Below are 13623 nucleotides of genomic sequence, written 5' to 3'. Positions count from 1 at the left end.
TGTGGTCGGGCTTAAGTGTCGTTGTTCTAGCTGAAACGCCGACCCTCATCGCGTCGATAGGCCCATACGGCTCCCCCACCGAGCACGACCGTCCAGCCCACGAGCGCGGCGATAGATCCGAAATCGTACCGGAAATCGCCCACCGCCGACCACATCAGACGAGCCGCGCCGCCAGTGGGCAGATAGGGCGCCAGATCCTCCACGATGCCGGGGGCCAGGCCGGGCCCGGTCATCAGGCCGCCCAGGAACGCCAGCGGGAAGAACAAGACCTGGGCCACCACGATCGCCGCCTTCTGCGGCATCGAATAGCCGATCGCCAGTCCCATCAGGATGAACGGGATCGCGATCAGGAACGTCGTCCCGGCGGCGATCAGGAAGCCGGCCCCGGTCACGGTGGCCTCGGTGAGGAAGGCGGCGATCAGGACGACCGGCAGCAGCGAGACCGCCATCAGGCACAGGCCGGACAGGATGCGCCCGGCGAAGCGAGGTGCCGCGCCGGCGGGCAGGGTGCGGACGTACGGATCCCAGGGTTGCGCGCGGTCCTCGGAGACACCCACGCCGTGCTGGAAGAGATTGGTCGTCATCACCGAGAACGTGATCATCGAAACGGTGGCGTACGTGGCGTACTCCGCGTTGTCGCCGACGAACGGCACGACGAAGGCGAGCATGGCCGCCGACGGGAAGAACGCACTGCCGAAGACGGCGATCGGGATGCGGATGGTCTCGAGGAGCTGGAAGCGGGCGTGGGTGAGGGCGAGGGACGACATGGATCCTCCCGGGGAGTCAGGCGGCCGCGGGTTCGCGGGTGAGGGCGAGGAACGCCTCCTCCAGTGAGGTCGGGCGCACCTCCAGATCGGAGAAGTCGATTCCGTACGCGACCAGGTCGCGCACCAGCCGGTCGGCGTCGCCGGTCAGCAGATGCAACCGGTCGCCGTCGCGCTCGACGTCCGAGACGCCGGCCAGCTCGGGCAGGGGCTCGCGGACGGTCAGGCTGACCCGGCGGACGGCGACCAGGCCGCGGACGGCGTCGACCGTGTCGTCGGCCAGCACCCGGCCACCCCCGATCACCACCACCCGCCGGGCCAGGGCCTCGATCTCCTCGAGGTAGTGGCTGGTCAGCACGACCGTGCCGCCGTCGGCCGAGTAGGAGCGGATGCCGTCCCAGAGCAACCGGCGGGCCTGCACGTCGAGGCCGGTGGTCGGCTCGTCCAGGAACACCATGCGGGGGCGGCCGACGAACGCGAGCGCGACGGCGACCCGCCGCTTCTCACCGCCGGACAGGCCACCGGTCTGACGCCGTACGAGATCGGTCAGTCCGAAGCGGTCGAGCAGCTCGCCCCGGGGCAGCGGATTGTCGTAGTGGGCGGAGACGAAGTCGACGACCTCACCGACGCGGAGCGAGGCCGGCAACCCGGTCTCCTGTGGAGTTACGCCGAGCTCGCGCCGGCTGGCGGCCGAACGGGGGTCGCCGCCGAAGAGCTCGACCCGGCCCGACGTGGGCCGCCGGATGCCGGTGAGCAGGTTGACCAGGGTGCTCTTGCCCGCGCCGTTGGGGCCGAGCAGACCGACCAGCTCGCCCGCCTCGACGCCGAGCGAGACGCGGTCGAGGGCCGGCTTGTCGCCGTAGCGACGGGTCACCTCGATGGCTCGGGCCAGGGTCACGGCTCCTCCTTGGGGTTGAGCAGCGCCCGCAGCGCCGCGGTGTAGTCGTCGAAGGCGAGCCGGCCCCGCCGGGTGAGGCGGACCAGCGTGGCCGGCGTACGCCCGTGGTGGGTCTTGGTGACCTCGACATAGCTCGCGTCCTCGAGCTTGCGCAGGTGCACCGAGAGGTTGCCGGCGGTCATGTTGAGCGACTGCTGGAGCTGGGGGAAGGCGATGCGGTCGTCGTCGCGCAGCACCGAGAGGGCCGAGACGACGCGCAGCCGGGCCTGAGCGTGGATCACCGGGTCGAGCTCGGTGACCAGGGGTTCGCTGTGGTCGCTCATCGCAGCCTGAGCCAGCCGATCAGGCCGGCGGCGACCATGCCGCCGCCCCCGGCGACCGCGACGATCAGCGAGTGCCACCCGGGGCCGGCCAGGATGCCCACGATGTTGATCAGGCTGGTCCACGAGCCGAGGAGGAACATGTTGCGGTCGTTCCAGATGGCGGCGCCGGCCATGTAGAGCGCACCGGTCAGGGCGACCATGCCGCCGGCCCACAACAGACCCGCCTGGCTCTCCGGCAGCACATCGCTGAACTGCGCGAAGAGGATGGAGAAGGCGGTGAAGGCGACCGACCAGCTGATCCCATACATCGCGCCCTGACGGTTGCTGGGGCCGGTGACCCGGCGGCTGACCCGGCTGCCGACCACCCCGGTGGTGATGCCGGCCCCGATCATCAGCAGGGCCAGGGCGGCCAGCGGCAGCCAGGCCGGCAGGTCGACGAAGACCCGCCCGTCCGGGCCGAATCGCAGGAAGAACAGGGCGAAGCCGACGAGCCAGGCGATGCCCCACGGCCAGAACATCAGCCGGGGGTCGGGCGAGAGGTCGCGGCCGAGCTTGGCCCGCTCCCGCTCGATCAGGGCGAGCGACTCGGCCGGGTCGAGCGGAGGGGCGTCGTCATCGATCGGGGTCATGCAAAGAACTTTACCGCACAAAGTCAAAGAACTTTGTGCCACAAAGTTGACACCGAACAGAGCGGTCAGGCCGGCGGTCAGGCCAGCGGGCCGGGCAGCGGCTTGGCGTGCACCACCGACAGCCGCGACACCGCTCGGGTCAGCACGACATAGAGGCGGTTGAGGCCCTTGGGTTCGGCGGCGACGATGTCGGCCGGCTCGTGAACGACGACATGGTCGTACTCGAGGCCCTTGACCAGCGTGGCGGGCACCACGGTGACCCGCTCCTCGGCGTCGACGTCGTCGGGCGTCGCGTTCGGGATGCCCGCAGCGGCGAGATGCCCGCGCAGCCGGTCCACCGCCTCGTCGGCCGCGATCAGCGCGACCGAGCCCTCGTGGACCAGCGCCGCGGTCACCTCGGCCAGCGTCTCGGCGTCCAAGGCCGACGGATCGGCCACCGGCACCAGCACCAGGTCGCCGTCACTGCGCAACGAGACCGCCTCGGGCACGTCCACCCCGAGCGCCGGCAGCAGGCGGTTGGCCAGGGTCAGCACTGAGGCGGGCACCCGGAAGCCGATTGTCAGCGGCACGACGGCGGCCTCGGGCTTGCCCAGATGGCCCAGCGTCTCGCGCCACTCGGCGGCGGCCCACGGCGCCGTGCCCTGGGCCAGGTCGCCGAGCACGGTGATCGAGCCGTGCTCGCTGCGCCGGGCGATCGCGCGGGCCTGCATGGGGGAGAGGTCCTGCGCCTCGTCGACGACCACGTGCCCGAAGCTCGCCGCCCGCTCCAGCAGCCCCGCCGCTTCGTCGATCAGCAGCAGGTCGGCCGCACTGAACTTCGCGGACTTCACCGTACGGGGTGGCTTGGCCCAGCGGATCGCGTCGCGTTCCTGGTCGTCGAGCACCCCGGCCGGCGGGTCGGTCAGCACCTCGGTCACCAGCGCCTCGGGAGTCACCGCGGGCCAGGCCGCATCGAGGAACCCGGTCACCGGGGCCACCTTGCTCATCCGGCGCAGCCAGCCGTCGGTCGGTGAGTTGCCGGTGCGGTATTCCGACTGGCGCTGCAACAAGCCGACCACGCGCGCCCGCACCCGCTCCCGGCCCACCGCGTACGGCAGCCCGTCGCGCCGTGCCTCGTCGACGATCCGGCGCAGTGGTTCGGCGTCGATGCGCCAGCGGTACGAGCCGTCCGACACCATGATCGGCTCGGTCGGCTTGCCCAGCTTGGCCCAGAGCGCCCGGCGCAGCACCTCGGCCATCCGCACGTCGTGCTTGACCAGGGCCGCTTCCGGAGTGTCGGTGGCCCGCACGGTCGTCCGGCCGACCAGCTCATCCACTGTGGCCTGTTGCACCTCGACCTCGCCCAGCGTGGGCAGAACGGCCGAGATGTAGGACAGGAAGGCGGTGTTGGGCCCGACGATGAGCACCCCCGAGCGCCGCAACCGCTCCCGGTGCAGATAGAGCAGATAGGCCGCCCGGTGCAGGCCGACGGCGGTCTTGCCGGTGCCCGGGGCGCCCTGCACGCAGATCGAGTCGGTGATCTCGGCCCGGACCAGCTCGTCCTGCTCGGGCTGGATGGTCGCCACGATGTCGCGCATCGGGCCGACGCGCGGGCGCTCGATCTCGGCGGTCAGGATGCGGCTGCTGGTGCCCAGCTCCTCGCCGCGATCCAGGTGCTCGTCCTCGAAACTGGTCAGCTCGCCCTTGACGAAGCCGAACCGGCGACGGGTCGCGACGCCCTGCGGGTCGCGCACGCTGGCCCGATAGAACGAGCGGGAGAGCGGGGCCCGCCAGTCGAGCACCATCGGCTCGCCGGCGTCGTCGGTGACGTGCCGGCGGCCCACGTGGTAGGCCGCCTCGTCGATGTCGAGCCGCCCGAAGAACAGCGGAGTGGCCGGGTCGTCGGCGAGCTCCTTGACCCGGCGGGCCATGTGCCGGCCCAGCTGCTCGGCCGTGTAGGCGTCACCGGCGACCTTGTCGCCGGTGGAGAAGAGGGCCTCGGCGCGGCCCCGCATGCGGGCCAGGGCGGCCCGGGACTCGGCGAGGTGGGTGCGTTCGGAGGTGAGTTCGGTGTCCAGGTCGAAGGCGGGCACGGTGCATCCTCAGGCCGGGTGTTTCCTGGCTGCTCGCGTATCCGAAGGGGCGTATCCGTCGCCACTCGGCGCGGTGGGACGTCCGCTGCGGTGCATGCTCACCACGGCCGTCAAGCGGCGGTCCACGTTACGCCCCGTGCTCTGCCTGTTCCACCGAATTACCGCCGTTGGACAATGGCGGCATGAGTGACGACGCTGGGCGCGGCGGGGTGCGGATCACCGATCCCCAGGTCATGCGGGCACTGGCTCATCCGGCCCGGATCGCCATCGTCGAATATCTGAACAACACCGGGGCCGTGGTGACGGCGACCGAGACCGCCGAGCTGGTGGGGCTGTCGCCCAGCGCGACCAGCTACCACCTGCGCGAGCTGGCCAAGTATGGACTGGTGGAGCAGGCGGCCAGCCGGGGTGACGGGCGCGAGCGCGTCTGGCAGAGCACCAGCACGGGCCTGCGCATCGACGCCGACCGGGACCAGCCGGGAGCCGCCGCGGCCACCGAGGCACTGGTCGACATCTTTCTCGAGCGGGACGTGGACCGCGCCCGGCGATGGATCCGGCGGCAGCCCGCCGAGCCCGAGCAGTGGCGCGACGTCGGCACGATGACCAGCCACAAGCTGTTGATGACGGCCGAGGAGCTCCGGGTCCTGAGCGACAAGATCACCGAGCTCACAGCGCCGTACCGCTTCCGGGAGCGGCAGGACGGCGCACCCGAGGGCGCCCGGCCGGTCCACGTCGGCTTCATGGCTTTCCCGGACGACGAGAAAGGCTGAGCCGGGGTCTGGCGCGGACCAGATGTGAAGGATTACTTTCGAAGTATGTCCTTCACATCTGGCGAGTCGCGCTGGGCCGACGTCTACCTCGTGGCCGGGTCGCGTGCTGTCTCGGTCTGCGGTGACTTCCTCGCGGCAACCACGCTCGCGCTGGTCCTGGCCCGGAGCGGGCACGGCGGGCTCGCCGTCTCGGGGCTGATGCTCGCCGCGAGCCTGCCGCTGGCCCTGCTGGCGCCGATCACCGGCCGCGTCGCCGACCGGGTCGACAGCCGGGCCGTCCTGACCGTCGTGCCGCTGCTCCAGGCGATCGTGTGCCTGGCCCTCGCCTTCACCGGGCATCCGGTGGCGATCATCGGGCTGGTCGCGCTGCTGGCCTGCGGGCTCGCCTTCACCCAGCCGGTGCTGGGCGCGCTGCTGCCCGAGATGGTGCACCCGCGGGATCTGCCCCGGGCGAGCGGCCTGAGCCAGACCGCCGGGAACATCGGCATGCTCGTCGCGCCCGCCCTGGCCGGCGTGCTGGTGGGGCAGAGCGGGGCCCGGCTGCCGCTGCTGATCGACGCGGCCAGCTATCTGGCCCTGGTCGGGGCGGCACTCGTCCTGCGTACGCGTCGCCGGGGGTCGGTGGGCGCGAAGGCGGGACTCGTCCCGTGGCGGCTGCGCGACGACCGCACGCTCACCGTGATGGTCGGGGTGCTGGCCACGGTGGTGGCCGGCGTCAGCGCGATCAGCGTGGTCGAGGTGTTCTTCATCCGGGACACGCTCGGTGCCTCGACCACGGTCTTCGGCCTGGTGGCGGCGTCGTGGACGGCCGGCATGCTGCTCGGCAACGTGGTCTTCAGCCGGGTGCCCGCGCACCGGATCACCGTGCTCACCCTGCTGCTGGTGGTGGCCGGCTCGTGCCTGCCGGTCCCGGTGGCGGCGACGGTCCCCGGGCCCTTCTGGATGATCCCGCTCTGGATCGCCGGCGGCGTGTTCAACGGGGGGATCAACGTCTTCATCATGGTGATCGTGGCCGGGCGGACGCCGCGGGCCGCTCGCGGTCGTGCGTTCGCCTCCCTGAACGCCGCTGTCCAGGGCGCCGGGATGGCCGGCCTGCTGGTGGCCGGTCCTCTCGTCGACCACTTCGACGCGCGGCTCCTGGTCGCCGCGGTGGGCACATTTGGCCTGGTCACAACCTTGGCAGCGCTGGTCGTGGTGCGACGTGAGCCACCTTCGGATCCGGTCATGAGCACTACCGCGGCAGCGCGGGATAGCGTCGGTGCATGAGCGACAGCGCCGGTCGGCCCCGGGTCGGGCACATCCAGTTCCTCAACTGTCTGCCGATCTACTGGGGTCTCATGCGGTCCGGCGCTCTGCTCGACGTCGACCTGCACAAGGACACGCCCGACCGGCTGAGTGCCGACCTGGTCGCCGGCCACCTCGACATCGGCCCGATCACTCTCGTCGAATACCTGCGGCACGCCGACGAGCTGCTGCTCCTGCCCAATCTCGCGGTGGGCAGCGACGGTCCCGTGCTGAGCGTCAACCTGATCTCCACCCGCCCGCTGGGTGAGCTGAACGGCCGCCCGGTCGCGCTCGGCTCCACCTCGCGGACGGGTGTGCTGCTGGCCCAGATGCTGCTGGCCGAGCGGTACGGCGCCGAGCCGGAATACTTCCGCTGCCCGCCCGAGCTCACCCAGATGCTGATCGAGGCGGACGCCGGCGTGCTGATCGGCGACCCGGCGCTGCGCGCGATGTATGAGGCTCCGCGCCTCGGTCTGCGGGTCACCGACCTGGGCGAGGCCTGGAAGGAGTGGACCGGCCTGCCGATGGTCTTCGCCGTCTGGGCCGTCCGCAAGGACTTCGCGGCCGCCCACCCCGGCGTGGTCAAGGATGTGCACGAGGCGTTCCAGCGCTCGCGCGACCTCAGCCTGACCGAGCTCGACGCGGTCGCCACCGCCGCCGCCCGCTGGGAGCCGTTCGACGCGGCGACCCTGGCCAACTACTTCCGGGTCCTGGATTTCTCGCTCGGTGAGCGCCAGATCGCCGGGATTCGGGAGTTCGCCCGGCGTGCGGCGGCTCGCGGTGAGGTGCCCCCGTTGCCCGGGGAAGGACCTCTTTTCGCCGAAGTTTGATCTTCATCTCCGCAGGCGCTACGGTCCGCGAACCTCTCAGCTGGTTCATAGGAACGGACATTTGATGCGCCTGCGCCCGATAGCACTGCCGGCGGCCCTGGCCGCCCTGGCCCTCGGCGTTCTCGCCGCCCCGGCGCAGGCCGCTCCCGAGGACGAGGAGCCGATGGTCGGTGTGATCGTGCCGGAGCAGATCGCCGTCATCGCCGGTCAGACCAAGACCGTCAGGGCCGAGGTGGTCAACTTCGGCCCCGAGGCGGTCAAGGACGTCGTCGTGAGCTTCGCGAACGTCGACCCGGCCCTGAAGCTGGCCCTGCCCGCCGGTTGCGACGCGACGTCGTGCCCGGTCGGGGACATCGCCGCCGACGGCCGCAAGATCCTGTCCTTCACCATCGGGTCGCCCGGCGACAAGCTCGTGTCCGCCTTCGAGGTCGGGGTCGGCGCGTTCACGTCCGAGGTGAGCGTCGTGCGCTCCGAGGGCGGCATCGACCTCGAGCTGGAGCCCATCGACGACCTGAAGATCGGCCGGGGCCAGTCGGCCGCCGTCCCGATCACCGTGCACAACGCGGGCAGCGAGACCGTCGGCACGGTGGGCATGGTGGTCATGAGCGAGCCCAGTCTCACCCCGCTCGGCGACTACCGCAATTGCCTGCCGCTCGACGAGGTCGAGCAGGACGCGGACCTGTCCGGCCTCGTCTGCCTCTTCGACGAGGAGTTCGCGCCCGGCGCGACCTTCCGGCTCCCGGCCGACAGCCCGATCAAGATCCGGGTGAACAAGGACGCGGGCGGGCCGTTCACCTACGTGGCGGCCGCCGTCGCCATCGGCCTGAACGACGAGGACGCCGCGCTGCTGGCCCGGCAGAAGTCCGGCAAGACGCTCTCGCTCGACGCGGTCAGCAAGGCCTCCGGTTTCCTCGACGAGGAGCCCGACGACCTCAACCTCGAGGACAACATCGCCCTGTTCGGCGTGTCGGTCGGCAAGTCGGTGGCCGACAGCGCCGCGGTCGGCGCCACCTTCTCGGGGGCCGGCGGTGACACCAAGACCATCAAGGTGGGCGTGCGCAACCTCGGCCCGACCTCGGTCATCCCGGTCTCCGAGGACTTCGAGTGGTTCCCGTCGGTCCGGGTCACCATCCCGGCCGGCGTCGAGCTCACCGAGGTCGACCCGTTCTGCATGCCCGACTCGGACGGCGACTTCTCGAAGCCGGGCACGATCGACGGTCACAAATACGTCTGTGTCGCCGATCTCGGCCTCGGCGCCGGGAAGCTCGCGACCTTCGCCTTCACCGGCAAGCTGACCGGTGACGAGTCCGCGGCCGGATCGGTCGTCGTCGACGGTGGCGCGCAGGACAACAACCACAAGAACGACAAGGCCGCGATCACGGTCGCCCTCACCGACCAGGGTGGCGAGGGCGGCGGCCTGCCGGTCACCGGGGCACCGACCGGCTGGGTCGCGCTCGGCGGCGCATTGCTGCTGCTCGCGGGCGGCGCGGCGGCGTACCTCTTCCGTCGCCGCCGGATCGTCACCACTCTCTGATCGTTCGCGTCAGGACCGTCCGGGGTGGACCCGGGCGGTCCTGAGCCGTTTCCGGGCCGCGTTGACCGCGGTTACTAGCATCCGACGGATCATGAAGAGTCCCGAGTTCGACGGGCATGAGCGTGCTCGCTGGGCCGGCCGCGCGGCCGCCTACGACCGTAGCTTCGCCCGTCTCTGTGCCCACCCGGCCACCGCCCTGCTCGACGCGGCCGGCGTGGACAAAGGGCGCCACCTGCTCGACGTCGGCACCGGCACCGGCACGGTGGCTGCCCTGGCCCACTCGTGGGGCGCGACCGTCGTGGCCGTCGACGCCGAGCCCTCCATGCTGGACGTGGCGGCGACCCGCTTGCCGACCGGCGCCACCGTGCTCGGGAACCTGCCGGTCCTGCCCTTCCCGCCCCGGGTCTTCGACGCGACTGTCGGCAACTTCGTGATCAACCATGTGGGCAAGCCGGCCTCGGCCGTCGCCGAGATGGCGCGGGTGACCCGGCCCGGCGGGCGGGTCGCGCTGACCGTCTGGCCCTCGCCACCGCCCACGGCCCAGCGCCTGTGGGGCGACATCTTCGACGCGGCGGGCGCCGAGCGGCCCTCGGCGCTGCCCCGCCTCGACCCGGCGAACGACTTCCCGCGTACGGAAGCCGGGGTCACGACCCTGCTCGAGAACGCCGGCCTGACCGAGGTCACCTGCACCACCGTGTCGTGGACGCTGCGCATCGACCCGGAGGACTGGTGGGCCGGCCCGGCCGCGGGCCTGTCGACGGCCGGGTTGATCCTCGACCACCAGCCGCCGACCGTGGTGGCCGAGATCCGCGCCGCGTTCGACGAGGTCACAGCCCCCTTCCGAGGTGCCGGTGGGCTGCTCGGCCTGCCCGCCTCGGCCCTGCTGGCGGCCGGCCTACGGCACTGACATCGCCTCGCCGGCCGCCTCGCCGCGCAGGCGGGCGGCGTCCCGGCTCGGCGGCTCGCCGAACTGGCGCCGGTATTCGCGGCTGAACTGGGACGGGCTGTCGTAGCCGACCCGGTGGCTGACGCCGGTGACGTCGTGGGGCCGCGCGGCCAGCATCAACCGCGCCTCCTGCAGGCGGATGTGTTTCTGGAACTGGATCGGGCTCATCGCGGTGACCGCCTGGAAGTGCCGGTGGAACGCGGACACGCTCAGGCCGGATCGGCGTGCCACCTCTTCGATGCGGAACGACTCCCGGTAGTTCTCGCGGATCCAGCGCACCGCCTGGACGACCTGGCTCACGCTGCTGCCGGCCGGCCCCAGTTGGCGTACGACGGCTCCCTGCTCACCGGTGACCAGGCGCCACAGGATCTCGCGGCGGATCATCGGCGCCATCACCGGGATGTCGCGCGGGGTCTCCAGGAGCCGCACCATCCGTACGGCGGCGTCGACCAGCTCGGGCGGGGCGTCACTCACGGCAATCGCCGACGTGGGCCCGCCGGGCTCGGGCAGCGAGCCCGGCGGGGCCTGCAGCAGCAATTCGGCGATCTCGGCCGGATCGAGCACCAGCCCGAAGCCGAGGGCCGGCGCCTCGGTGTAGTGGCCGGTCACCGGCAGGTCGATCGACGCCACCAGGTATTGACCGGCGCGGTACTCGTAGACGCGATCGCCGAGTGCGAGCGTCTTGGCGCCCCGGGCGATGAGGGCGAGCACGGTGCCGGACATCGAGACCGACGACTCGAACGCGCGGGTCGCCCGCCCGATCAGGACGCCGTCGATCCCCGTCAGCCCGTCCGGGCGGGCATGGCGATCCAGCAGAGTGCACAGGTCGTCGAGCGGCACGGCGTCAGCGCTGGAGCAGCTCGTCGAGGGCGGCGACGTCCTCGACGGTCAGCTGCCAGGAGGCAGCCCGGGCGTTGGCGTGGACCTGCTCGGCGGTCGTGGCACCGGCGATGACGCTGCTCACGGCGGGCCGCGAGGCAAGCCCGGCGATCGCCACCTCGAGCAGGTTGTGACCCCGGTCGGCGCCGAACCCCTTGAGCGCCTCGATGGTGTCCCAGTCGGCGCCGTCGACCCAGCGCTGGTATCGCGGGAGCGACAGCCGGGTGCCGGCGGCGGGCTTCTGATCGCGGCTGTATTTGCCGGTCAGCAGGCCCGAGTCGAGCGGGAAGAACGGCAGCAGGCCCAGCCCGAACTGCTCACAGGCCGGCACGACCTCGGTCTCGACGTCGCGGTGCAGCAGGCTGTATTGATTCTGCGCGCTGATGAACGGGGTCAGGTTGCCGGCCCGCGCCGTCCAGTCGGCGTCGGCGATCTGCCAGCCGGCGAAGTTGGAGTTGCCCAGATAGCGCACCTTGCCCGACCGGACCAGATCGTCGAGGGCGGCCAGCGTCTCCTCGATCGGCGTCTGCGGGTCGGGGGTGTGCAGCTGATAGAGGTCGATGTAGTCGGTCTCGAGCCGGCGCAGCGACGTCTCGACCGCCCGCACGAGATAGCGGCGCGAACCGCGGGCGCCGAAGTCGTTGCCGTTGAGCCCCTCCATGTCGAGCCCGAACTTGGTCGCCACCACGACCTCGTCCCGACGGCCCTTGAGCGCCGCGCCCAGGCATTGCTCGGAGGCGCCGTGCGGGGTGCCGTAGACGTCGGCCGTGTCGAACAGCGTGATCCCGGCGTCGAAGGCGGCGTCGACGACCTCGCGGGTGCCGTCGGCGTCCAGCTTGCGGCCGAAGTTGTTGCATCCGATGCCGACGACGGAGACGACCAGGCCCGAGGAGCCCAACCGGCGGTAGCTCATCTCACTCATGAACCAAACCCTATGCCCGAATGTGCCGACGTTTGCCCGGGACGCCACGACATAGGTCTACGTCTATTGACACACCTCCGAAACAAAAAGGACTCTTTTCTGAGAGCGCTCTCCCCCATCCCGCCTCTGCGGAAGGTGTCCCCGTGCGTACCCTTTTGCGAGCCTTGGCCGCGCTGGCCATGACCGTTCCGGTCGTGGCCGCGATATCCCCACCTGCGGCCCAGGCCATCGGACCGAACCTGCTGCCCGTCACCGTCTCCAACAACTCCGGCCGCGGCGAGGCGGTCCACCTCTACGTCATCGGCGTCCAGCTGTCGTCGGGCCGCCTCGGCTACGTCAACCAGGGCGGCACCTTCTCGCCGTGGACCGGCGGGGCGCTGCCCCCGGCGCCCGCGCCCGACGTCTCCATCCCCGGCGCCGGCAACGGCGGAAGCACCACGATCAACTTCCCGCGTGGCTTCTCGGGCCGGGTCTATTTCTCGCTCGGGGAGAAGCTCAAGTTCTTCCTCACCCCCGACGGCCTGGTGCAGCCGGCCCCGTGGGCGGGCGGCGACGCCAACGCCAACATCCTGTTCGACTGGAGCGAGTTCACCTACAACGACGCCGGTCTGTGGCTCAACAGCTCGCAGGTCGACATGTTCGCGGTGCCGCACGCGGTGTCGGTGACCGGGGCGTCGGGCGCGTCCAGGCGTACGGGTGACCTGGTCGCGAACGGCCGGGACAACATCATCAACACGCTGCGCGGGACGTCGGGATGGGCCGACACGGTCCGTACTCGTTCGGACGGAACGGTGCTGCGGGTGCTCGCGCCAGGCAAGGCCGCGGGTGCTGGGCTCTTCAGCACGACCTACCTGGACCCCTACATCGCCTCGGCCTGGAACGCCTACACGGGCAAGACGCTGACTGTCGTGCCGTTCGGCGACCAGCCCAACACCCGCTACTCCGGCCGCACCTCGGGCAACGTCATGCGCTTCACCAATGCGGCGGGCGCGCAGGTCGCGCAGTTCAACCGGCCGTCATCGGCCTCGGTGTGGGGCTGCGACGGTGATCTGCCGGCCCCCAACGACCAGGTCGTCGGACCGATTTCCCGTACGTTGTGCGCCGCGCTCAACCGGGGCACGCTGGGCACGATCGACACCCAGCCCAGCACCAACGCGGCCGACTTCTACAAGAACAACCCGACCAACGTCTACGCCAAGGCCATCCACGCGAACATGCAGGACGGCAAGGCCTACGCGTTCGCGTTCGACGACGTCGGCGCGTTCGAGTCGCTGGTGCACGACGGGGACCCGCGATCGGCCGGCATCCACCTGACCGCCTTCACCGGCGGGGGCGGCTCGACCCCGCAGCCGACCGGCGTGCCCGTGATCAGCTCGCTCAACAACAAGTGCATCGACGTGCCCAGCGGCAACTTCGTCGACAGTGCGCCGCTGCAGATGTGGACCTGCAACAACAGTGGCGCGCAGAAGTGGACCTTCACCGGCGGCACGCTGCAGGCCGGCGGCAAGTGCATGGACGTGCAGGCGGCGGGCACGGCCAACGGCACGGCGATCCAGCTTTACACCTGCAACGGCTCCGCGGCCCAGCAGTTCGTGCTGAACGGCGCCGGTGACCTGGTCAACCCCCAGGCCAACCGGTGCGTCGACATCAAGGAAGTGAACCCGAACGACGGCGCCCGGCTGCACCTGTGGGACTGCGTCGGCGCCTCGAACCAGAAGTGGCGCAAGGGCTGACCCCGCGTCTCCGCCGCGGACCGGTTGGGGCCGGTCCGC

At 71.0% G+C, this 13623-nt stretch carries 13 protein-coding genes; 6 read left to right on the top strand and 7 right to left on the bottom strand.

The window, feature by feature from the left end; translation table 11 throughout:
* Nucleotides 1-26: 26 nt before the first annotated feature.
* The 5 genes from NAG42_RS08390 to NAG42_RS08370 form a co-directional block, all read right to left on the bottom strand.
* A complete protein-coding gene (locus NAG42_RS08390; RefSeq protein ID WP_250029235.1) occupies nucleotides 27-767 on the bottom strand; it encodes an ABC transporter permease in 741 nt (246 codons plus the stop codon).
* Between the two features lie 16 nt (nucleotides 768-783).
* Complete coding sequence (locus NAG42_RS08385) at nucleotides 784-1662, bottom strand: ABC transporter ATP-binding protein (protein ID WP_250029234.1); 879 nt, start codon at nucleotides 1660-1662, stop codon at nucleotides 784-786.
* Nucleotides 1659-1985 carry a winged helix-turn-helix domain-containing protein gene (locus NAG42_RS08380; RefSeq protein ID WP_250029233.1) on the bottom strand — a complete coding sequence of 109 codons (327 nt, stop codon included), beginning with the start codon at nucleotides 1983-1985 and terminating at the stop codon, nucleotides 1659-1661. Before NAG42_RS08380 ends, NAG42_RS08385 begins: the two co-directional genes overlap by 4 nt.
* Nucleotides 1982-2614, bottom strand: coding sequence for a transporter (locus NAG42_RS08375; protein WP_250029232.1), 633 nt, complete (start codon nucleotides 2612-2614; stop codon nucleotides 1982-1984). Before NAG42_RS08375 ends, NAG42_RS08380 begins: the two co-directional genes overlap by 4 nt.
* Before the next feature lie 77 nt (nucleotides 2615-2691).
* Nucleotides 2692-4686, bottom strand: a complete 1995-nt coding sequence (locus tag NAG42_RS08370) for a HelD family protein (RefSeq protein ID WP_250029231.1) — start codon at nucleotides 4684-4686, stop codon at nucleotides 2692-2694.
* Between the two features lie 182 nt (nucleotides 4687-4868).
* On the opposite strand from NAG42_RS08370, the gene NAG42_RS08365 reads away from it, so the two are divergent.
* The 5 genes from NAG42_RS08365 (at nucleotide 4869) to NAG42_RS08345 (ending at nucleotide 10011) form a co-directional block, all read left to right on the top strand.
* Nucleotides 4869-5456: an ArsR/SmtB family transcription factor gene (locus tag NAG42_RS08365; RefSeq protein ID WP_250029230.1), complete on the top strand. Its 588-nt coding sequence runs from the start codon at nucleotides 4869-4871 to the stop codon at nucleotides 5454-5456.
* A gap of 45 nt (nucleotides 5457-5501) precedes the next feature.
* Nucleotides 5502-6722, top strand: coding sequence for an MFS transporter (locus NAG42_RS08360; RefSeq protein ID WP_250029229.1), 1221 nt, complete (start codon nucleotides 5502-5504; stop codon nucleotides 6720-6722).
* Nucleotides 6719-7570, top strand: a complete 852-nt coding sequence (locus NAG42_RS08355) for a menaquinone biosynthetic enzyme MqnA/MqnD family protein (protein ID WP_250029228.1) — start codon at nucleotides 6719-6721, stop codon at nucleotides 7568-7570. Before NAG42_RS08360 ends, NAG42_RS08355 begins: the two co-directional genes overlap by 4 nt.
* 64 nt (nucleotides 7571-7634) lie before the next feature.
* Complete coding sequence (locus NAG42_RS08350; RefSeq protein ID WP_250029227.1) at nucleotides 7635-9104, top strand: LPXTG cell wall anchor domain-containing protein; 1470 nt, start codon at nucleotides 7635-7637, stop codon at nucleotides 9102-9104.
* Nucleotides 9105-9195: 91 nt separating this feature from the next.
* Complete coding sequence (locus tag NAG42_RS08345; RefSeq protein WP_250029226.1) at nucleotides 9196-10011, top strand: class I SAM-dependent methyltransferase; 816 nt, start codon at nucleotides 9196-9198, stop codon at nucleotides 10009-10011.
* On the opposite strand, the gene NAG42_RS08340 is transcribed toward NAG42_RS08345, so the two are convergent.
* On the bottom strand, nucleotides 10000-10890 hold the full coding sequence (locus NAG42_RS08340) for an AraC family transcriptional regulator (protein WP_250029225.1): 891 nt from the start codon (nucleotides 10888-10890) through the stop codon (nucleotides 10000-10002). The two genes, NAG42_RS08345 and NAG42_RS08340, sit on opposite strands and share 12 nt — an antisense overlap.
* 4 nt (nucleotides 10891-10894) lie before the next feature.
* Nucleotides 10895-11851, bottom strand: a complete 957-nt coding sequence (locus NAG42_RS08335; protein ID WP_250029224.1) for an aldo/keto reductase — start codon at nucleotides 11849-11851, stop codon at nucleotides 10895-10897.
* Between the two features lie 143 nt (nucleotides 11852-11994).
* On the opposite strand from NAG42_RS08335, the gene NAG42_RS08330 reads away from it, so the two are divergent.
* Nucleotides 11995-13584: a beta-1,3-glucanase family protein gene (locus NAG42_RS08330; protein WP_438872377.1), complete on the top strand. Its 1590-nt coding sequence runs from the start codon at nucleotides 11995-11997 to the stop codon at nucleotides 13582-13584.
* Nucleotides 13585-13623: the final 39 nt, after the last annotated feature.

The sequence above is a fragment of the Paractinoplanes maris genome (assembly GCF_023544465.1).
GTDB classification, from domain to species: domain Bacteria; phylum Actinomycetota; class Actinomycetes; order Mycobacteriales; family Micromonosporaceae; genus Actinoplanes; species Actinoplanes maris.
Note: the sequence above shows the minus strand (reverse complement) of the source record. Positions and strands in the feature narration are given on the sequence as shown.